The organism is Hymenobacter artigasi (assembly GCF_012275535.1).
GTDB classification, from domain to species: domain Bacteria; phylum Bacteroidota; class Bacteroidia; order Cytophagales; family Hymenobacteraceae; genus Hymenobacter; species Hymenobacter artigasi.
The window spans coordinates 1-19,731 of the sequence record NZ_JAAVTK010000006.1; the positions used below are offsets into that span (position 1 = coordinate 1).

The following is a 19,731-nucleotide window of genomic DNA, read 5'->3' on the forward strand; positions in this document are numbered from 1 at the left end:
CTGCACGCGCGGGTCCGTTAAATGGGCAAAGGAAGCGAAAGGGTCCATTCCCGAAACTAGCCTACGACCAGCTTACTTTTGGTGCGGAAGCCCTATACCTTAACCGAGTTATCACCCAATATGTCCTGCACATACAGCATTTTAGTGAGTACAATGAGGATGGCCATGATGGGCGTGGCCAGAATCAGCCCCAAAATGCCCGCGTAGGAGCCGATAACCAGCTGCGCAATGAAGATGAGGGCGGGCGGCATCGAAATCAGGCTTTTCTGAGCCAGCGGCGTGAGAATATTGCTCTCTACGGCTTGCACGCCCAAGTAGAGTAGCACAATGTAAAGGGCTTCCTGCGGGCCGCCATTAAAGAAAGCCAGCAAAATGGCCGGCACCATGGCCACCAGCGGCCCCAGGTTGGGAATGAAGGTGACGAGGCCGGCAAATAGCGCTAGGGCGCCCACCAGCGGCATGCCCAGCGCCCAGAGCCCCAGGGCGGTGAGCACGCCCACCATCGTCATCGAAAAAAGCTGCCCCAGAAACCATTTAATGAGCGTTGAGCTCACTTTATCCAGCACTTCGTTGGCCCGGTCGCGGCCGGCTTTGGGCACCAGCATCACCATGCCGGCCCGATACAGCTTGGGCTGAATGGCAATGAACAGCGCCAGAAATACCACCACATACACATCGGCCAGCACACCAATGGTAGTCGAAAAGATGCCCGTAGCCCGCCCCAGCCACTCCGAGCCGCCCCCCAGAATCTTCTTGTAGCTCAGGTTTTCCTGCGACAGCCATTCGCCCCAGCGGGTGCCCGCAATGCGCTCCTGAAAGCTGCGATACGCCTCCGGCAGCTGCTCGCGCATCTGGCTGGCCTGCTCGCCAATCCGGGCTGAGAACAGCCAGCCCATGGCGCCCAGCAGGCCCAGCACCAGCAATACTACCACCGCCAGCGCCAGGCCATTTGGTAGCTTGGTACGGCGGTGCAGCCACTCGGCACCGGCCCGCAGCGGCAGCGCAATGAGCAGCGCCGCCAGTACCCGCAGCAATACGGCGAAGGCCGTGCCCAGCAATCCCGTTATCAGCAGCACCACCAGGGCAATGCCAACCGCAATGCCCACGCGGCGCACAAAAACATGCTGCGTCAATCGGCTAGCAACGGGCGTAAACTGGTCCATCCGGCGGCGTTAAAGCGTTGGCAACTACTGGTCGAAGTCCACCGCTACCGTTTCGGTGGTGGGGCGGGCCTGGCAGGTCAGCACGTAGCCTTTGGCTATTTCCGTGTCCGACAACGAGTAGTTTACGTCCATTTCCACCTTGCCGGCCGTCACGCGGGCGCGGCAGGTGCTGCACATGCCATTTTTGCAGGAATACGGCGCGTCCACGCCGGTTTCCAGCAGCGCATCGAGGATGGTATTGCCGTAGTACGACATCTCCAGCACGCGAGTGTTGCCGTCGAGCTGCACCGTCACGCGGCTATGCTTGTCGTCTTCACCCACGGGCGGCAGCTTGGGCTTAGGCGCCCCGGCCGCCCCGGCATTGGCCGAGCCAAACATCTCGAAATGAATCTTATCCGGCGTCACGCCGGCCTCAGTGAGGGCAGCCCGCACGCCGTTTATCATGTCCTCCGGCCCACAGATGAAGCACTCGTCAACCTGGCTGGCGGGCACAATCTTGTCCAGAAACTGCGCGGCCTTCGTTTGGTCGATGCGGCCAAACAACAGGTCCGACTCGCCTTGCTCACGGCTCAGCACATGGTACACGCTGAGCCGGTTCAGGAACCGGTTTTTCAGCCCTTCGATGCCTTCCTTAAAAATGATGGAATTGCGGCCCCGGTTGCCGTATACCAGCGTTACCTGGCTGTCCGGCTCGGTCAGCAACACGGTTTTGATGATGCTGAAAACCGGCGTAATGCCGCTGCCGGCCGCGAAAAACAGGTAATTTTTGACTTGGTCCGGATGTAAAGAAGTGTGAAAGTGGCCGGCGGGCGGCATCACGTCCAGCTCCTCACCTACGCGCAAACCATCTACGGCCAACGACGAAAACCGCCCCTGCGGCACCTTTTTGATGGCCACCTGCCATTCGCCTTCCAGCGGGCTGCTGCAAATGGAATACGAGCGCCGCAGCTCCTCGCCATCGTGCTCGCGCCGAAACGTGAGGTACTGCCCCTGCGTGAACGCAAACGTTTCGCGCAGTTCCGCCGGCATGTCCAGCGACACCACCACGCTGTCGGGGGTTTCCCGCTGAATGCGCTTGATTTTTACTTTATGGAAACGGCTCATTGTTAGTTCTTTGCCAGGCCATTCAACAGAATGGTCATGATATCATCTTCCAGCTCCTGCGCCGTGACGCCCCGGCCCGGCCGGTACCACAGCTCCACCCACCGCACCGCCGATAGAATAGTGAACAACGCCACCGAGGCATTCACGGGCCGAAACTCGCCGGCCGCGATACCGCTTTCAATCAGCGCCGCGAAGCCCTTTTCGTACTGCTTGCGGGCATCTTTAAACTGTTCCAGCTTGCCGCTGGTCAGGTATTTCCAGTCGTTGTTGGCCACCGACACGGCCGCGCCGTCCTCCAGCATCAGGTTGATGTGCAGGCGCAACAGCTGCTTCAGCTTGTCGCCGTTCGAGCCGGACATCTGCTCCACATCGGCCAGCTGCGCGATGTAGGTATCGGAAACGTGAAAGCAGAGGTGTTCCAGAATCTCATCCTTCGACTTGATGTGGTTGTACATGCTGGCCGCCTCCATGCCCACTTCACCCGCCAGGTCACGCATCGACGTGCCACCGAAGCCTTTCAGCTTGAATAGCTTAGCAGCCTCGTCCAGAATAATCTGGCGCTTGTTTAGCTTCTTGCTCATGCGCTGAGCGGGAAAGGCCCGGGCGAGGCAGTTCGGCTGCAATACAGCGCAAATTGCTCAATATCAGAATTGAGGACCATACAATGAGAAAGCGAAGGGTGGGAATTGGGTAACTCAAAGGTACAGCAGCCTATTAAACTAACAAATGTTTGTTATTGCCTGGCGCTCATTCCGGCCACCCGCAGGGTTGCACAAACACTAATCATCTCGGCATATTTTGACAATGCAACCACGATTCCCCACAGTTTTGCAAGTGACATCATATTTTCAATGATTTTATAATTCTGATTATCAATCTAGTGAGTGTTCACTTACAGATAGTGAGCTAACACTCATTTTAGAAAACAAAAGCTTACCTACCTTTGTCCCGCTGCCGAACAACATCTCACCCATTTGCCAGGCAGCCAAATTCCCACGTTCTGTTTAACCAGATGAACTCCCACCCCGTCTGGCAACATTTGCTGAAAATGACGTTGCCTTCGCGCTAGAGGGTTCCAACAACGAGTTTATCAGCCTATTACAGCCGGCTAAATCGAATACGTTCGATTTAGCCGGCTGTACCTTTTGGGGGTAATCTGAGCCATTGGGGTTTTTAATCCGGATGGCTTAGAGTACCTTACCTAAAACTCGCATTTTCCCAGCCCGAAACCGTTATTTCGGGCATTCATCTTCTTCATCCGGTCTGGCCAATGACCAGTCATTCTAAAATCGAACAAACGGCCCTGCAGCTCTTCGGTGAGCGCGGGTACGACAATACCTCCACCCTGCTCATCGCAAAGACGGCCGGGGTTTCCGAAGCCTTGTTGTTCAAGTATTTCCTGAGCAAAGAGAAGCTTTTTGAGTACCTGATTAAGCAGGGCTTCCAGCGCATTGTGGAAGCCAATCGGGGCATTCTCGCCGAGAAAGACCCCCGAGCGCTGATTGAGAAAACCATCGACCTGCCCTACAAGCTGGTACATGACGAACCCGATTTCTGGAAAGTGCAGGACAAGGAGTTTAGCAAGCCGTTGGTGCAAAAGTACTTTCAGCGCTTCATGAGCCCCATTGATAGCCTCTTGAAGCAGGCCTTTGTACAGCTGGGTACTGATGACCCGGAAATGATGACGCTGCGGCTGCTGTTGCTTATCCAGAGCCTGTGGCGCAACCTGCTGTATGAGCACGATGAAAGCCTGCTGCGCGTGGGTGAGCACCTCAAAAACACGTACGTGCAGGGACTGCCGCTACCCAAATAAAGTGAGGCTTGATAAAAATTCAGCCCGCCTTTATCACGTAACAACTAATTGATTTCCATATAATTAAACAACAAAAGTTCCTTGCTGAACAGGCTGTTGGCCGGATAGGTAAAGGCCGGCTGCAAAACGTTTACATCTACGGTTCCCAATTTTGCGTTGGTTAAAGTGCCGTTCACTTTTCTTGCCCATGCCCCATCACGCCGTTCACCGCTTGCTGCGCCCGCTATTGCTTTGGCGGGCACGCCACATCAGTGAGCGGATGTATATGCTCATTCTGAGCGTGTTGGTGGGCGCGGCGGCGGGCCTCGCGGCAGTGGTACTGAAAAACTCGGTTCACTGGGCCCAGGAGATGCTGCGCATGGGCATTTCGGAGCCCAACCGGGTATTTGCGCTTTCGGTGTACCCGGTTATCGGCATTGCGCTCACGGTGCTTTTCACCAAGCTGTTTCTGGGCGGGCAACTGGGGCGCGGCATTGCCCCCATCATCTACAACACGGCCCGGGAAGGCAGCGTTGTCCCGCGCTCCAAGCTGTATTCGCAGCTGGTGACGGCCTTTTTTACGGTCACGTTTGGGGGCTCGGCCGGTACCGAGGCCCCGATTTCGGTTACGGGCGCGGCCATTGGCTCCAACGCGGGCCGGATACTGCACCTGGACCGGCGGCGGCGACGGCTGCTCACGGGCTGCGGGGCGGCGGCGGGCGTGGCGGCCATCTTCAACTCGCCCATCGCGGGGGTGCTGTTTGCGGTCGAAACCATTTTGCTGGAGCTGCCGGCGCAGTATTTCATTCCGCTGCTGATTTCGTCGGCCACGGCCACGGTGATTTCGAAAGCTCTGTACGAAGGCCAGCCGTTCGTGCTTATCACCACCAGCTGGCCGGTCGATGCGGTGCCATTCTACGTGCTGCTGGGGCTGTTCACGGCCTTCTTCTCGGTATATATGATTCGGACCTACCACTGGTTCGACCGTTTTTTTGAGCGTTGGCCGGGCCTGAACTGGCGCAAGGTACTCGTAGCGGGCAGTGCGCTGGGCGGGCTTATTTTCCTGTTTCCAACGCTGTATGGCGAGGGCTACAACACGGTGGAGCTGCTGCTGCGCGGCCACGCCGACCAAATCACGGATGGCAGCATATTCTCTGTTTATCAGGACAATAACCCCTGGCTCCTGCTGGTACTGGTGCTGTTCAGCATGATGCTAAAGGTGGTGGCCACGAGCATTACGGTGGGCGGTGGCGGCAATGGCGGCATGTTCGGCTCGTCGCTGTTTGCGGGGGCACTGGCGGGGTTTTTCTTTGCCCGGCTCATCAATTTGAGCGGGCTGGTGCACATTCCGGAGGTGCATTTTGTGGTGTTGGGCATGGCGGGCACGCTGGCGGGCGTTATTCATGCGCCGCTCACGGCCATTTTTCTCATTGCCGAGATTACCGGCGGCTACGCGCTGTTTGTGCCCCTGATGGTGGTTACCAGCAGCTCCTACCTGATTACCAAATACTTCGAGCCGTATTCGGTGTATACGCGCAAGCTCACGCTGAAGGGCGTGGACGTGTATGCCAACCGCGACCGGGGCCTGCTGGCCCAGCTGGACCCGCGCAAGCTGCTCGAAACCGATTTCGTTCCTGTGCGGCCCAAAACGACGCTGGGCGAGCTGGTGGATATTTTCCGCCATTCGTCGCGCAATTTGTTTCCGGTGGTGGCGGCCGGGGGGCGGCTGCTGGGCGTGGTCAGCCTCGATTCGGTGCGCGATGCGCTCTTTGATGATGCCCACTACGGCACCACTAATGTGCGCGAGCTGATGAAGCCCGCCCCGGCCGTAGTAGGCCCCAATGATAACCTGGAACACACCCTCAGCCTGCTTGACCGCCACGGGGCCTGGGCCCTGCCGGTGTGCGAGGAGGACGGCCGCTACCTGGGCTTCATCCTAAAATCGGCTATTCTGGCGCGCTACCGCAAGCAGCTGATTCAGGAAAGTGAGGCTTGATGCTGCGCTAAAAAGCACGTCATGCAGAGCGGAGCGAAGCATCTTTACCGCAATAGCAACTGATTACTGTTGCGGTAAAGATGCTTCGCTCCGCTCTGCATGACGTGCTATTTGGGCATGTTCCTAATGAGGAATAAAGAACGAGGGATTTACTTTTGTGAGGCTGTTCATTTTCACCTTCCACTCTCAACGCCTCATTCCCCATTCTTAACTCTTCACCAAGCATCGCGATAATCGGTGGCGGCCCGGCAGGCTTGCTGGCGGCCCAGCGGCTGGCCGGGCGCGGCTGGAAAGTGCAGCTTTTTGAAGCGCAGGGCACCGTGGGGCGCAAGTTTCTGGTGGCGGGGCACGGCGGTTTCAACCTAAGCAACTCGGAAGATGCCGCGCATTTTGCCGGGCGCTACGGGGCCGAAAGCACCCGCTTCGGGGCGCTGCTGGAACACTTTTCGGCCGCTGATTTGCGGGCCTGGGCCGCTGATTTGGGCATCGAGACCTTCGTGGGTACCAGCGGGCGCATCTTTCCGGTAGCGGCGCACAAGCCCGCCGATTTGCTGCGGGCCTGGCTGGGGCGGCTGCGCGAGCTGGGCGTTGAAATTAATACCCGCCACCGCTGGCTGGGCTTTGCGGGCGCTACCGGCCTGCGCCTGCGCGACGAAAGCACCGGGGCCGGCCGCGAATTCATCATCGAGCCCACGGCTACGGTGCTGGCGCTGGGCGGCGCGAGCTGGGCCAAAACCGGCTCCGATGGCGCGTGGGTGCCGCTGCTGGAAGAAATTGGGGTACCGGTAGTGCCCTTCGCGCCGGCCAACTGCGGCGCGGAAGTAGGCTGGTCGGCCTTCTTCCAGGAGAAAGTAGGCCGGGCACCACTCAAAAACATTGCCCTGCGGGTGAACGATGGCCCGGCCGTGCGCGGCGAGCTCATGCTCACCGATTATGGGGTGGAAGGCACGCCGGTGTACGCCCTCACTCCCGAGGTGCGGGCCGCGCGGGCGGCGGGCGGCCCGGCCGTGCTGCACCTCAATCTCAAACCCGACCTTCCCCCTGCCACGCTCCTCCAGAAGCTGCTTCAGCCGCGCGGCAAAGCCTCTTTCCCGGAGTTTTTGAAGAAAACGCTGCATCTGGGGCCGCCCGTGCCCACGCTGCTGCGCGAGGTAGCCCCCGAGGCGGCGGCTCTGCATCCGGAAGCGCTGGCGGCCCTGCTCACGGCGGTGCCGCTACCCGTTGCCGGCCTGCGGCCCCTAGATGAGGCTATTTCTACGGCGGGCGGCATCGCCTTTGCGGCCGTAGACGAGCACCTGATGCTGCGGCAGCGGCCCGGCACCTTCGTGGCCGGCGAAATGCTGGACTGGGAGGCGCCGACTGGCGGCTACCTGCTGCAGGGCTGCTTCAGCACCGGGGCGTGGGTGGCGCGTGGAGTGGCGTTGCGCTTAATGAAGAATGAGGATGATGCCCTTCCTTATTCCTGATTAAACGCGGAGCTTTTTAGCTTTTTCATCGGCCTCGCGGAGGATTTCGCGGGCTTCGCCGAGCAGACGGCGGCCAGGATTTAGTTCGTCGCGGGCGATGAGGGCGAACAGCAGGAAGAACGAAACCAGCGGCAGCAGCCAGCCCAGCGCAAACCACAGCCAGAACGACCGGCCCCGGCTATTGGCGCAGTACCCGGTCAATATCGGAATAAAAGATATGGCCACCACCACCACAAAAAGCATGTCGATGAAAGGCATAGGCTTGCGGAGTTGGAGAGGTGAGAGCGAGACGGCTACCACAGCCGGCGTGGTACCGAAGATACGGCTTTTAGAGAAATGATTTAAGCAGTCAGGCAGGAAATTTGTTTCGGCAGACCACTATCCGGCCATTTTTTGCGTAGTTCGGGCTGAAGTCGGGCCCGCAGCGGGGTTCGGCCGTTCTGTACTTGCCCATGTGGGAACACCAAAGTCTGTTTCGCGTTTCTGCCCAACTCTTCGCCGAGGGGGTTTTTAATCTTCTCGACCGCAATTTGCGGCCCGAGGTTTTCTTGCTGGGATTTGCCTCGGCCAAGGAAGGCGACGAGCCCGATGCCGTGGTGCTGGAGCCTGCTTCCGTGCGCTATTCGCCGGCCGATTTCCGGGACGTGAAATCCAATGCCACGGCCCTCGAAGCCAACAAAGGGCCGCAGGGCTCGGTGTATCACCTGCACCCCAACGACCACGACCGGTTTGAGAAGCAGCACTGGTACGAGCTGATGTGCCAGGCCACCGAAAGCATCCTGCAAAACATCAATACCAGCCGCCACGAAAGCCGCCGCTCGTTCTGCTCCACGCCGGTGAGCCTGCAGGGCTACCTCGTGACGGTGGTGCTGCAGATGTCGGCCGATTGCTACGATAATTACTACGCCCTGCCCAAGCCCGGCGCGGGCCGCCCTGCCAACCTGCCCCACGCGGCCGTGCTGGAGTTTCTGCACGACTGCACCCGGGCCCTTCGCGAAGCCGACACCGCCGACAACGACCAGCCCGTCCTCGACCGCGACTACAACGAAGTGCTGCGCTCGGCCGGCCGCCGGCTGATGCTGCGCGTGGCACCCGCCGGCACCCACGGCCTGTACGACGCCTGCAATGGCGTGGCTGCCCTGCGCCACGAAGGCGACGAGGGCATTGGGACCATGCTGGTGAGCCGCCGCCAGCACCCGGCCGTGGTGCCCGTGCTCACGCTGGAAACGCCCGTGCCCATGCGCGACCACCGCTCCATTCGGAAGCTGCTGGAGCTGAGCGAAGGCTACACGGCCCTGATTTCGGATGCCTCGCACGTCTTCGGCCTGGGCCAGCTCGTGCCCGAGTCCGACTCGCAGTTTGAGCCGCTCGTGACGGTGCATTTCACCAACCACTACAGCTGGGAGGTGAGCCATGCTGGCCACGTGCTCATGCGCGTGGTGAGCAACACGCCCCGCCTGCCCCAGGGTCAGGTGGCGGCCGAAAACTTCGCCCGCATCGTGCGAATTGTATTCCCCAGCCTCGACCGCGACAGCATTGGCTACCTCTGGGATTTGGCCCAGCAGGCCACCAAGCAGCCCAACGGTACCATCTTGGTTATCACCACCGGGGCGGCCAATGAGGCCAAACGCCTCACCCGCCAAAGCTTCCGCGTGGTGCCGCGCATTATGACGCCCTCCGTGCTGCGCCTCGTCACCAACATCGACGGGGCCGTGCTCATCGAGCCCAACGCCATGTGCCACGCCATCGGCGTCATCCTCGACGGCCTGGCCACCGAAAAAGGCGACTCTTCCCGTGGCTCGCGCTACAACGGGGCCCTGCGCTACGTGAGCAGCAGCAAATACCCCGTGCTGGCCGTGGTGGTGAGCGAGGATGGCTGGATTGATTTGCTGCCGAGCTAGTCATTTAACATTTATCAATTAACATTTAACAGCCGTTCAATTGCCCATGTCGGGTCCATTGAACGGCTGTTAAATGTTAATTGATAAATGTTAAATGATTACCCGTTCACCGAGCCCATCATGGCCTCGGGGTATCGCTGGCCGGCGGCGGCTTTGCCCTTCGGGGCAATTTCATCCAGTTGGGCCAACTCGTCCTTGGTCAGTTCCACTTCCAGAGCACCCAGGTTCTCTTCCAGGTATTTTACGCGCTTGGTGCCGGGGATGGGCACTATTTCTTCGCCCTGGGCCAGCACCCAGGCCAGGGCCAGTTGGCTGGCGGTGCAATGCTTCTGCTGGGCCAGGTCGTTGATGCGGGCAACTAAGTCGAGATTTTTCTGGAAGTTTTCGCCCTGGAAGCGGGGCGTGTGGCGGCGGTAGTCGTCCTCAGCCAGGTCTTCGAAGCGCTTAATCTGACCCGTGAGGAAGCCCCGGCCCAGCGGCGAATACGGCACGAAGCCCACGCCCAGCTCGCGCATGGTGGGCAGAATCTCGTCCTCCGGCTCGCGGCTCCAGAGCGAATACTCGGTTTGCAGGGCCGCGATGGGGTGCACGGCCACGGCCCGGCGCACGGTGGCCGGTGCGGCCTCGCTCAGGCCCAGGAAGCGCACTTTGCCTTCTTCCACCAAGCGGCTCATGGCCCCCACGGTTTCCTCGATGGGTGTGGCTGGGTCAACGCGGTGCTGATAGTACAGGTCGATGTGGTCGGTGCCGAGGCGCTTGAGACTGGCCTCGCAGGCCGATTTCACGTACTCGGGCCGGCCGCTGATGCCGCGTTTGGTGGGGTCGCGGGGGTCGCGCTGGATGCCAAACTTGGTGGCTAGAATGATGTTATCGCGCTTGCCTTTGAGGACGCGGCCCACCAGCTCCTCGTTTTTGTAGGGGCCGTACATGTCGGCGGTGTCGAAGAAGGTGACGCCCAGGTCCAAGGCGCGGTGCAGGGTGCGGGTGCTTTCGGCATCATCCTGGCCGGCGTAGAAGTCGGACATGCCCATGCAGCCCAGGCCCAGGGCCGATACAGTGAGGCCGGAGCGGCCCAGTTGGCGGGTTTTCATACGTGGTGGATTGGTGATTTGGTGGATTGGTGGATTGGTGGGGTAGTGTATTTAAATCTATCATCCTGAGCATTCTGCGATTAAAGCAGAGATGAAAGACCTTATCACCGCTGAGCTGTTTGTAGTAACAACAAGAAGCAGCAACAGTGATAAGGTCCTTCGCTACGCTCAGGATGACAAACTGGTTACTTCCGCTTTTGATTTCGCACCTGCTCCAAACCCGCGCCTCCTCCGCGCCTCATCCTTCCCTCATGGCTACCGGCCGTACCTTTGCCCCGTGAAAAGCTTCCTTAAAAATGCGCTCCGCGCCGCCGTTGTGGCCTCCGTGCCCGTTCTGGCCGCCTGCTCCTCCCCCACCAAGCCCATCAGCGAAAACGGCCCGGCCTCGCCCGCCAGCGCCGCCGAAATGGCTCTCATGGACCAGCACGACTCCCTGATGGCCCAAACCAGCAAGCTCTACGAGTTCAAGGCCAAGCTCTCCGGCTACCACACCGAGGCGGTATCGCCCTACATTCACGGCCTGCTGGCGGCCGATGCCGCCATGATGGGCTGGATGCACCAGTACAAAGCGCCCGATACCACGGCCGCACCCGCCACCCGCCTGGCTTATTTCGAGCAGCAACGGCAGGTGCTCGATGCCGTGCAGCGCCAGTATAAATCAACCCTCGACTCGGCCACCCGCTTCACCACCGAGCACCCCGCCGCCGGCGACGTCCGGCCTTCATCCAAGTAACTCCCGATGTTCAAACGCCTCCTGCTGCTGGCCCCGCTGGCCGCCACCCTGCTCACCACCGCCTGCACCGAGCCACCCAAAGAAGCCGTTACGCTGCCCATTATGGGTGAGCGCGACGTGTGCCCCCGCGCCGACGGCGGCCCCGCCGATACCGTGTTTGCCACCGTGCCCCGGTTCCGCCTCGTAGACCAGGCCGGCCAGACCATTACCAACCAGACCTTCGCCGGCCGGGCCTACGTGGCCGATTTCTTCTTCGCCACCTGCCCGGGCATCTGCCCCAAAATGCAGGCCGAGCTGCTGAAAGTGTACGCCAAGTTTGGCCAGGACCCGCGCCTGAGCATCCTCTCGCACACCATCGACCCGGCCCACGATACCATCCCCGTGCTTAAGGACTACGCCCAGCGCCTCGGCATTACGGATGCCAGCCGCTGGCACTTTGCCACCACCGGCGCCCACGGTGAGCCCACCGCGAAAGACACGGTATTTCAGCTGGCCAAGGCCTACTTCACCGCCGCCCAGCCCGACCAGCAGGCCCCCGGCGGCTTCGCCCACAACGGCACCTTTGCCCTCGTGGATGACCAGGGCCGCATTCGCGGCCTCTACGACAGCCTCAACCCCCAAGAAGTGACCCGCCTGCTGGCCGAAATCCCGGTGCTGCTGGCCGAGATTGATGGGCGCAAAAAGGGCGTGGCCGGGAAGTAAGCACGATGTAGGGGCGGGGCTTGTCCCCGCCCGCCATTGAACGGCACCGTTGTAACGATGCGACCGTCCGGGCGGGGACAAGCCCCGCCCCTACATCGGTAACTACGCACCAACCCGAGTTTTTTACTACTCAATGCCCTTTCGCCCCCAATTTCTGCTCCCAGCTTTGCTCCTGTTGCTCCCCGGCTGCTTCAGCAACAATCGCCACCAGGGCGAAAAGCTCTACGTCCAGCACTGCGCCAGCTGCCACGGCGACCAGGGCCAGGGCCTGGCGCGCCTGATTCCGCCGCTGGCCGGGGCCGACTACCTGGTGGACCACCGCGACGAGCTGGCCTGCCTGCTCCGCAATGGACAGAACGAAGTGATTGTGGTGAACGGGGTGGGCTACCACAACATCATGCCCGGCAACAAGGGCCTGAGCCCCGCCCAGCTCACCAATTTGCTCAACTACATTGAGAGCCACTGGGGCAACGAGGGAGCTCCACGCACCATCAGCGATGTGCAGGCTCAGATTGATAAGTGCCACTGAACGATGTAGAGGCGAAGCGCTGCTTCGCCCGTCGTTGAACGGAATCGTTGCGGCGGTGCCCACGACGGGCGAAGCATCGCTTCGCCCCTACATCATTCAGCGGCTGCTCCAATTCCCTCCTAACCCTCATTTCCTCCTCCCAAAACCCATTTTTCGCCGTAGATTGCACTCCAATCCACCAGCAACTTTGAATTCCCCATGGGCCTCTTCGACTTCCTCAAAAACAAACCCGGCGACGAAACGCCAGCCACTCCTGCTGCTCCCTCCACATCTTCGGCCCCGGCCGAAAAGCCTGCTGGCGGTCCCCGCTACCAGGGTGCAAAGTTTACGGCCCCGGTAGAGGCCGAGCCGGCCATGCCCACCTTCCAGATGCCTGAGCCGGAGCCCTTCCCCTTCGAGCCTCAGAACGTGCTGGAGCAGCTGCTGCTGCTGGCTGCAACGGATGAAAACGCCCGCCCTGCCTTTTATCAGGCGCTGCTGCAGGAAGAAATCCTGATGATTCTGGCGCCCATGGAAGGCGTCGGAACCGGTGAGGTCGTACTCGCCGAAGGCCAGGAAATTCAGCTGCAGATTCTCAACGACGGCAAGCTGCCCGTCTTCTCCTCGGTCCCCCGCCTCACCGATGGTGGCGTGGATAATGGCCTGGTGAGCTACGTGCGCATTCCCGGCCACGCGTTCTTTAACATGGTGCAGGGCCAGGACTGCGTGCTGAACCCCTTCTCGCCCGCCGGCAAGCTCCTGCCCAAAGACGAATTGGCGGCCCTGCTCAACGGCCAGCTCACCGGCCCGCTCTCGCCCGCCGGCGGCGATGCCGAGGTAATGCTGAGCCAGCCCGCCGACTACCCACAGGCCGTGGCCGATGCCATTACTGCCTGGGCCGCCACCCAGCCCCACATCGAAGCCGCCTTCCTGGCCCAGATGCAGCTGGCCAACAACCCCGACGTGCCCCGCCTGCTCCTCGCCTTCACCAGCAGCGCCGCCGACCCCAGCTTTATGCAGGAGCTCGGCCCCGTGCTTCAGGGCCAGACCGACGCCTTCCAGTTCGTGGATTTGATGCTGCTGGATATGAATTCGGAAGAGGGCGTGAACCCGTACTTCCGCACCATTGAGCCTTTTTATAAGGCGGGATAGTTTTACGCTCTCCGACGAATCTAAAAGAACGTCATGCTGCGCTGCGCGCTGCATGACGTTCTTTTTTTGCTTTTTCTTCCCAACTCCTGGCCTACCTTTCCCTTATGAAACTCGCCGCACTCCTCCTGGCCCTCGCGCCCTTCGCCGCTCTCGCCCAAAAGCCCGCCCCACTCCTGCCGCCCGCCGACCCCGCCATTCAAAAGCTGGTGGATGAAATCTCGGCCAAAAACCTCGAAGCCGATATCCGCAAGCTGGTTTCCTTCGGCACGCGGCACACCTTGAGCGACACGCAGAGCCCCACGCGCGGCATCGGCGCGGCCCGCAACTACGTGCGCGATGAGTTCCTGAAATACAGCAAAGCCGGTGGCGGCCGCATGACCGTCGAGATGGATACATTCACGGTGAAGCCCGACGGCCGCCGCATCAACAAGCCCGTGCTGATGGCCAACGTGCTGGCCACCCTGCCCGGCACCGACCCCACCGACACCCGCATCATCCTAGTGAGCGGCCACATCGACTCCCGCGTTTCGGACGTGATGAACGCCACCGCCGATGCCCCCGGGGCCAACGACGACGGCTCCGGCACCGTGCTGGTAATGGAGCTGGCCCGCGTGCTGGCCGGCCAGAAGTTTCCGTGCACGCTCAAATTTGTGGCCGTGCAGGGCGAAGAGCAGGGCCTCTACGGCTCCAGCCACCTGGCCGAGCGCGCCAAGAAAGAAGGCTGGAACCTGGTTGCGATGCTCAACAACGACATCGTGGGCAACTCGCACGGCTTCGACCCGATAATCAATGATGGCACCCAGGTGCGCGTATTCAGCGAAGGCGTGCCAGCCAATGAAACGCCCGAGCAGGCCAAAGTACGCCGCCAGCTCAGCAGCGAGAACGATGCGCCCAGCCGCCAGGTAGCCCGCTACATTCAGCGCACGGCCCAGCTCTACGGCCGGGGCCACAAAGTGGCGCTGGAGTACCGCCCCGACCGTTTCCTGCGCGGCGGCGACCACACGCCCTTCAACCAGCAGGGCTTCGCGGCCGTCCGCTTCACGGAGATGAACGAGGACTACACCCACCAGCACCAGGACCTGCGCACCGAAAAGGGCCGCGCCTACGGCGACGTAACCGAGGGCGTGGACTTCGCCTACCTGCGCCGCAATGCCGGCATCAACCTCGCTACCATGGCGTCGCTGGCGCTGGCCCCCGCCGCCCCGGCCAAGGTTGAAGTCCTCACCGCCAACCTCACCAACCGCACCGAGCTGCGCTGGGAAGCACCCGCCACGGGCCCCAAGCCCAGCGGCTACGTGGTGCTGGTCCGTGAAACCAGCGCCCCGCAGTGGCAGCAGCGTTTTCCCGTTGCGGGCCTAACGGCTGATTTCCCCATCAGCAAGGACAATTTCATTTTCGGCGTGGTGAGCATCGATGCAGCCGGGCACGAGAGCGTAGCCGTGCTGCCGGTGGTGGGGCGGTAGGTGCCAGGGCGGCATCCTTCTCTTGGGCATGCTTTCCGTTAGCGCGGACGGGGTTATCAAATGCGGGTGCAGTTACGCCTTGCTTCTACTCGAAAGAAAAGGAACATGCGAAAACGGAGGCCAAGGCATAGCGTCTGCTTAAACTGTAAGCTACTGTCTTTTAAGCGAACAGATTACTCAAGGTTTCGTGGTAATTGTTCGTGGGTGTAATGCTCCAGCTCTAGCTACGATACATCTCCCAAAACCTCACCAACCCTAACCCGCCATGTCGCTATTCACCCTTATAATCGCCGTCGTTGTCCTTCTCCTCACCGGCATCCGCGTGGCGCAGGAATACGAGCGGGCGCTGGTGTTTCGGCTGGGCCGGTTCACGGGGCTGCGCGGGCCAGGGCTGTACTGGATAATCCCGTTTATTGAGCGCCAGCAGACCATTGATATCCGCACCAAAACCGTGGATTTGGAGCAGCAGGAAACCATTACCAAGGACAGCGTGACCATTAAGGTGAACGCCGTGCTGTGGTTCCGGGTGGTGAATCCGGCCGATGCCATTATCAAGGTAGCCAATTTCAACCAGGCGGTTTATCAGCTGGCCGTCACGGCTCTGCGCAATATCATTGGCCAGAACCAGCTGGACGAGGTGTTGCGCGGCCGCCAGGAAATAAACGCGGCGCTGCTGCATATCGTAGATGCCGCGACTGAAAACTGGGGCGTGAAGATTGAGATGGTCGAAATCAAGGACGTGGAAATTCCGGAATCCATGCAGCGGGCCATGGCGCGCGAGGCCGAGGCCATTCGCGAGAAACGCGCCCGCATCATCAAGGCCGAGGCCGAATTGGAAGCGTCGATAAAGCTCACGCAGGGCGCGCTGGAAATGGAGAAAAGCCCCATTGCCCTGGAGTTGCGCCGCATGCAGATGCTGGCCGAAATCGGCATCGATAACAACACCACAACAGTGGTGCTCATCCCCTCGGAGTTCACCAACGCCGCCAAAAGCTTCTCGCAGATGGTGCAGCAGCAGGGCGATAAGCCCACTGCTTAACCTGGTTTGCCCTGAACAAAACCGGCTCCGCACAAAAATGCGCGGAGCCGGTTTTTTTGTTTGATACCGCGCTATTTCTTCGCGCCAGCAGCCGCCAGCACTTCCTGGTTCAGGCGCGTATATTCGGTTTTCGACACCTCATTTTTATCGTCCTTCAACAGTTCCAGCGACTTGTTGGCAGCTTCGATGGCCTCCTTGTTTTTACCTGCCTTTTGCAGCAGCTTGGCCTTCCAATAATAGCCGTAGTATTCGGTGGGGTTGGCTTTGATGTACTCATCAAACCAGCCGATGGCGGGCGTGAGTTCTTTGCCGGTGCTGTAGTAATACTGCGCGGCCTGCACGTAGGGCTTTTTGTCGCCCTTCATAGCCTGCTCAATCTGGGCCATCACCACACGGTCGGGGTCGGCGGTGATGGGCAACGTTACCTGCGTGCGGTCCCAGGCCAGGACGAGGTCGGCGGAGGCGGGGCGGAGGTTTTCCACGGTCAGGCCCATGGTTTCGACGGGGGCGGCCAGCCTGGTGGGTTTGGCTTGCACACGCACCACGTCGAGGGCCGGCTTGTAGGCATAGGTACCCCACTGGGCGGTGTCGCGGTTCAGCACGAAGGTCCACTCCTTCGCGTCGGGGATGGCCAGCAGGGCGTAGGCCCCGGCGGGCACCGTCTGGCCCCCTATTTTCACCTCCTCGCCGAAGCGCACTTTGGTGATGGTGTTGGCTCCCAGGCGCCACACCGTGCCGTTGGGCACTACGCCGCCAAACGCTGTGCGGCCGCGCAGCGAGGGCCGCGAATACGTCAGGTCGATGTAGGACGTGGAGAAATTCTGGTGGATGCGCGTGGTCGGGCTCAGCGGTGGAATGGTGAGCCTGGTTTGCGCCTGAGCGGTGGAGGCCAGCAGCAGGCCGGCGGCGAGAAGTTGCGGAGCGTATTTCATAGCATCAAAGATGCGGACGAACGGCCGGTGTTGCAGCCGGTGCGCAGGGCTTTTGGGCGGAGCGGCGAACAACCCGGCGGCGCGGCCGTTCAACTACCGGGCATCGCACGAAGCGTTTTTGGCCCATAACCTCTTCGCGGCATGAAAATCCTCCTCACCGGCGCCACGGGCTACATCGGCCAGCGCCTGCTGCCATTGCTGGCTGCGGCGGGCCACGACGTGGTATGCCTCGTGCGCGACCCGCGCCGCTTCTCCCTGCCCGATACGCTGCCCGAAGCCCTGCACGCCCGGGTAACGGTGGCCAAAGGCGACTTGCTGCGGCCCAAATCGCTGGCTACCATGCCCACCGACATCGACGCAGCCTACTACCTGGTGCATTCCATGAGTGGCGGCAACGAGGATTTTTTTCAGCAGGAACAGCAGTCGGCCCAGCATTTTGTCGACTACCTCGACACCACCACCGCCCGGCAGGTCATCTACCTTTCCGGCATTGCCAACGACCATGACCTGAGCGTGCACCTGCGCTCGCGCCGCGCCGTGGAAAACGTGCTCACCCAGGCCACCCGCGCCAAGCTCACGGTGCTGCGCGCCAGCATCATCATCGGTTCGGGCTCGGCCTCGTTCGAGATTATCCGCGATTTGGTGGAGAAGCTGCCCGTGATGGTGACACCGCGCTGGCTGAACTCTCGCTGCCAACCCATTGGCATTCGCGATATTATGTACTACCTCACCGAGGTACTGGACAACCCCGCGTGCTTCGGGCGGGCCTTCGACGTGGGTGGGCCCGACGTGCTCACCTACCGCCAGATGCTGCTGGGGCTGGCCGCCGAGCGCGGCTATAAGCGCTGGATTGTGACAGTGCCCGTGCTCACGCCCCGGCTGTCGTCGTGGTGGCTGTACCTGGTCACGAGTACCACGTTTTCATTGGCCCAAAGCCTGGTCGAAAGCCTGAAAAACGATACCGTGTGCGACCCCGAAAAAAGCATCAGCGCCGTGATTCCGCACCAGCCCATGAGCTACCGCGAGGCCCTGGCCCTGGCCTTCACCCGCATCGAGCAGAACGAGGTGGTAAGCAGCTGGAGCGACGCGCTGAGCAGCGGCACCATGCGCCAGAACTACATGGATGCCATTCAGATTCCCAAAAACGGCATGTTCTTCGACCGCCAGCTCATGCCCTTCCGGCGGCCGGTGGCGGAGGTGCTGGACAATATCTGGCGCATCGGCGGCGACCGGGGTTGGTACAAAACCGACTGGCTCTGGCGCATTCGCGGGCTGATGGACAAGGCCGTGGGCGGGGTAGGCCTGCGCCGGGGCCGCCGCTCGCCCAACCGCCTCCGCGCCGGCGACCCGCTCGACTTCTGGCGCGTGCTGGTGGCCGACAAGGTCGGCAAGCGCCTCCTGCTGTACGCCGAAATGAAGCTGCCCGGCGAGGCCTGGCTACAGTTCCGCATCCTGGACCAGCCCGACGGCACCCACGCCGTAGAGCAGCTGGCCGCCTACCGCCCGCGCGGGCTGGCCGGGCGGCTGTACTGGTACGCCGTGCTGCCCTTCCACGGCATTATTTTTAAGGGCATGGTGAAGAATCTGGTAGAGTTTCAGCCCGATTCAAAAAGTCAGATAAATCAATTACAAGAAAATGAGGTTCAATAATTTACAACAACAAAGCCACTGAACAAAAGTCTGAACAGGCAACAATTTGATTGGCGCGGCAGGTGTAGCCGGAAGTTCCTTTGGCCCATTACTTCACCACCCCGACTCTGCACGCCATGTTCCGCTTTCCACTCCGCTCCTGCCACCTTGCCGCTATTGCGGCCGTGCTGCCAGTTTTGCTGGCAACCATTCCCGCTCAGGCTCAGGCCGTGGGGGCTGAGCCGGCCCCGCTCGAAATCACCCATGGCGTGGAGCTGCGCGGGGGCTATACCGGCGGCCGGTACTCGCACAGCACCGATGATTTTCACTCCAGCATAAGCATTTTTAACGGCGGCGGCAACACGCGTACGGGCTCGGCCGTCGAACACAGCTTCAATGGGCTTATGCTCGGGGCCGACTACGTGATAGGCCAGCATCGGCCCGGCCGGCCCACTACCACCACCCTGCGCGTAGGCCTCGACGTGCTGGGCGCGGCCGACCGCCTGCGCATCGGCGATGGTCGCCGGGCCACGCTGAGCCTGCTGGCCGCGCACCCCCATTTCAGCATCGATGTGCAGCGCAACCGCTGGCAGACGCGGGTAGGTGTCGGCGTGCTGGCCGGGCGCGTGGGCTACTATGCGCAGGAAGGCTCTTTCGACCTACTGAGCACCAATAGCGTGGTCGATACGGTCCACGCTGTGCCCACGTTCCAGCTGGAAATGAACTACAACCACTGGTTTCAGTACGAAGTCGGCTACGGCTCCAATGGACTGCTGGGCCTGGCCAACCCGGTATCGTATGGAGGCGTGGGCACGGGGTTCGGGCCGCGCAGTCCGCTGGCGCTGGTGGTGGGCGTGAGCAGCGCGGCCTCGCTCGAATACCAAAGCCCGGTGAGCTCCTTTGCCTACGCCCGCGTAGTGTTGGCCCCCGCCGGGCGGCCCTGGCAGGCCAGCGCGTTCGTCACCTACGGCTCGGCGCAGTACCAGCGCACGGCCCTGCAGGTAGGCTACAAGCTGCCTACCAAAACCAAAAGCAGCAACGGGCGCTAAGCGGTTGCCCC

The 19,731-nt window shown here is 61.1% G+C and carries 18 protein-coding genes; 12 read left to right on the top strand and 6 right to left on the bottom strand.

Going from position 1 to position 19,731, the window contains the following annotated elements; all coding sequences use genetic code 11:
- Positions 1–92: 92 nt before the first annotated feature.
- Genes HBN54_RS11115 through HBN54_RS11125 form a run of 3 tightly spaced genes read right to left on the bottom strand, consistent with a single transcriptional unit; the run spans position 93 to position 2,848 of the window.
- The gene (locus HBN54_RS11115) at positions 93–1,133 is read right to left on the bottom strand and encodes an AI-2E family transporter (RefSeq protein ID WP_235955499.1); all 1,041 of its coding nucleotides are present in this window, start codon (positions 1,131–1,133) and stop codon (positions 93–95) included.
- A 54-nt stretch (positions 1,134–1,187) separates the two neighbouring features.
- Positions 1,188–2,267, bottom strand: coding sequence for a 1,2-phenylacetyl-CoA epoxidase subunit PaaE (gene paaE / locus HBN54_RS11120; protein ID WP_168673286.1), 1,080 nt, complete (start codon positions 2,265–2,267; stop codon positions 1,188–1,190).
- 2 nt (positions 2,268–2,269) lie between these two features.
- Positions 2,270–2,848 carry a TetR/AcrR family transcriptional regulator gene (locus HBN54_RS11125; protein ID WP_168673287.1) on the bottom strand — a complete coding sequence of 193 codons (579 nt, stop codon included), beginning with the start codon at positions 2,846–2,848 and terminating at the stop codon, positions 2,270–2,272.
- A gap of 689 nt (positions 2,849–3,537) precedes the next feature.
- Here HBN54_RS11125 and HBN54_RS11130 point away from each other — a divergent pair.
- The 3 genes from HBN54_RS11130 to HBN54_RS11145 all read left to right on the top strand — a co-directional run bounded on the left by HBN54_RS11130 (position 3,538) and on the right by HBN54_RS11145 (position 7,521).
- Positions 3,538–4,080 (top strand): TetR/AcrR family transcriptional regulator, encoded by a 543-nt coding sequence (locus HBN54_RS11130; protein ID WP_168673288.1) that lies wholly within the window; start codon positions 3,538–3,540, stop codon positions 4,078–4,080.
- A gap of 187 nt (positions 4,081–4,267) precedes the next feature.
- Positions 4,268–6,055 (top strand): chloride channel protein, encoded by a 1,788-nt coding sequence (locus HBN54_RS11140; RefSeq protein WP_210428038.1) that lies wholly within the window; start codon positions 4,268–4,270, stop codon positions 6,053–6,055.
- A gap of 233 nt (positions 6,056–6,288) precedes the next feature.
- A complete protein-coding gene (locus HBN54_RS11145; RefSeq protein WP_317170213.1) occupies positions 6,289–7,521 on the top strand; it encodes a TIGR03862 family flavoprotein in 1,233 nt (410 codons plus the stop codon).
- Here the strand turns inward: HBN54_RS11145 and HBN54_RS11150 are convergent, their stop codons facing one another.
- Entirely contained in the window at positions 7,522–7,779 is a 258-nt protein-coding gene (locus tag HBN54_RS11150) for a hypothetical protein (RefSeq protein ID WP_168673291.1), read from the bottom strand.
- 194 nt (positions 7,780–7,973) lie between these two features.
- On the opposite strand from HBN54_RS11150, the gene HBN54_RS11155 reads away from it, so the two are divergent.
- Positions 7,974–9,422 carry a diadenylate cyclase gene (locus HBN54_RS11155; protein ID WP_168673292.1) on the top strand — a complete coding sequence of 483 codons (1,449 nt, stop codon included), beginning with the start codon at positions 7,974–7,976 and terminating at the stop codon, positions 9,420–9,422.
- 98 nt (positions 9,423–9,520) lie between these two features.
- Here HBN54_RS11155 and HBN54_RS11160 read toward each other — a convergent pair whose 3' ends face one another.
- Positions 9,521–10,513 carry an aldo/keto reductase gene (locus HBN54_RS11160; RefSeq protein ID WP_168673293.1) on the bottom strand — a complete coding sequence of 331 codons (993 nt, stop codon included), beginning with the start codon at positions 10,511–10,513 and terminating at the stop codon, positions 9,521–9,523.
- A 277-nt stretch (positions 10,514–10,790) separates the two neighbouring features.
- On the opposite strand from HBN54_RS11160, the gene HBN54_RS11165 reads away from it, so the two are divergent.
- From HBN54_RS11165 to HBN54_RS11190, 6 genes are all read left to right on the top strand, one after another.
- Positions 10,791–11,246 carry a hypothetical protein gene (locus tag HBN54_RS11165; protein ID WP_168673294.1) on the top strand — a complete coding sequence of 152 codons (456 nt, stop codon included), beginning with the start codon at positions 10,791–10,793 and terminating at the stop codon, positions 11,244–11,246.
- A 6-nt stretch (positions 11,247–11,252) separates the two neighbouring features.
- Positions 11,253–11,948 (top strand): SCO family protein, encoded by a 696-nt coding sequence (locus HBN54_RS11170; RefSeq protein ID WP_168673295.1) that lies wholly within the window; start codon positions 11,253–11,255, stop codon positions 11,946–11,948.
- A 166-nt stretch (positions 11,949–12,114) separates the two neighbouring features.
- A complete protein-coding gene (locus tag HBN54_RS11175) occupies positions 12,115–12,477 on the top strand; it encodes a c-type cytochrome (protein WP_235955500.1) in 363 nt (120 codons plus the stop codon).
- 198 nt (positions 12,478–12,675) lie between these two features.
- A complete protein-coding gene (locus HBN54_RS11180) occupies positions 12,676–13,608 on the top strand; it encodes an enhanced serine sensitivity protein SseB C-terminal domain-containing protein (RefSeq protein WP_168673297.1) in 933 nt (310 codons plus the stop codon).
- A gap of 104 nt (positions 13,609–13,712) precedes the next feature.
- Positions 13,713–15,071, top strand: coding sequence for a M20/M25/M40 family metallo-hydrolase (locus HBN54_RS11185; protein WP_168673298.1), 1,359 nt, complete (start codon positions 13,713–13,715; stop codon positions 15,069–15,071).
- A 265-nt stretch (positions 15,072–15,336) separates the two neighbouring features.
- Positions 15,337–16,110 carry a slipin family protein gene (locus HBN54_RS11190; protein WP_168673299.1) on the top strand — a complete coding sequence of 258 codons (774 nt, stop codon included), beginning with the start codon at positions 15,337–15,339 and terminating at the stop codon, positions 16,108–16,110.
- 71 nt (positions 16,111–16,181) lie between these two features.
- On the opposite strand, the gene HBN54_RS11195 is transcribed toward HBN54_RS11190, so the two are convergent.
- Complete coding sequence (locus HBN54_RS11195; protein ID WP_168673300.1) at positions 16,182–17,042, bottom strand: DUF2911 domain-containing protein; 861 nt, start codon at positions 17,040–17,042, stop codon at positions 16,182–16,184.
- Positions 17,043–17,183: 141 nt separating this feature from the next.
- On the opposite strand from HBN54_RS11195, the gene HBN54_RS11200 reads away from it, so the two are divergent.
- Together HBN54_RS11200 and HBN54_RS11205 are read left to right on the top strand one after the other, a co-directional pair.
- On the top strand, positions 17,184–18,692 hold the full coding sequence (locus HBN54_RS11200; protein WP_168673301.1) for an SDR family oxidoreductase: 1,509 nt from the start codon (positions 17,184–17,186) through the stop codon (positions 18,690–18,692).
- A gap of 116 nt (positions 18,693–18,808) precedes the next feature.
- Positions 18,809–19,720 (top strand): hypothetical protein, encoded by a 912-nt coding sequence (locus tag HBN54_RS11205; protein ID WP_168673302.1) that lies wholly within the window; start codon positions 18,809–18,811, stop codon positions 19,718–19,720.
- Positions 19,721–19,731: the final 11 nt, after the last annotated feature.

Bases quoted from the DNA above. Each gene is read 5' to 3' on its own strand.
- paaE (WP_168673286.1), bottom strand. From the start codon at position 2,267: ATGAGCCGTTTCCATAAAGTAAAAATCAAGCGCATTCAGCGGGAAACC.
- HBN54_RS11125 (WP_168673287.1), bottom strand. From the start codon at position 2,848: ATGAGCAAGAAGCTAAACAAGCGCCAGATTATTCTGGACGAGGCTGCT.
- HBN54_RS11130 (WP_168673288.1), top strand. From the start codon at position 3,538: ATGACCAGTCATTCTAAAATCGAACAAACGGCCCTGCAGCTCTTCGGT.
- HBN54_RS11140 (WP_210428038.1), top strand. From the start codon at position 4,268: ATGCCCCATCACGCCGTTCACCGCTTGCTGCGCCCGCTATTGCTTTGG.
- HBN54_RS11150 (WP_168673291.1), bottom strand. From the start codon at position 7,779: ATGCCTTTCATCGACATGCTTTTTGTGGTGGTGGTGGCCATATCTTTT.
- HBN54_RS11155 (WP_168673292.1), top strand. From the start codon at position 7,974: ATGTGGGAACACCAAAGTCTGTTTCGCGTTTCTGCCCAACTCTTCGCC.
- HBN54_RS11160 (WP_168673293.1), bottom strand. From the start codon at position 10,513: ATGAAAACCCGCCAACTGGGCCGCTCCGGCCTCACTGTATCGGCCCTG.
- HBN54_RS11170 (WP_168673295.1), top strand. From the start codon at position 11,253: ATGTTCAAACGCCTCCTGCTGCTGGCCCCGCTGGCCGCCACCCTGCTC.
- HBN54_RS11180 (WP_168673297.1), top strand. From the start codon at position 12,676: ATGGGCCTCTTCGACTTCCTCAAAAACAAACCCGGCGACGAAACGCCA.
- HBN54_RS11185 (WP_168673298.1), top strand. From the start codon at position 13,713: ATGAAACTCGCCGCACTCCTCCTGGCCCTCGCGCCCTTCGCCGCTCTC.
- HBN54_RS11190 (WP_168673299.1), top strand. From the start codon at position 15,337: ATGTCGCTATTCACCCTTATAATCGCCGTCGTTGTCCTTCTCCTCACC.
- HBN54_RS11195 (WP_168673300.1), bottom strand. From the start codon at position 17,042: ATGAAATACGCTCCGCAACTTCTCGCCGCCGGCCTGCTGCTGGCCTCC.
- HBN54_RS11200 (WP_168673301.1), top strand. From the start codon at position 17,184: ATGAAAATCCTCCTCACCGGCGCCACGGGCTACATCGGCCAGCGCCTG.
- HBN54_RS11205 (WP_168673302.1), top strand. From the start codon at position 18,809: ATGTTCCGCTTTCCACTCCGCTCCTGCCACCTTGCCGCTATTGCGGCC.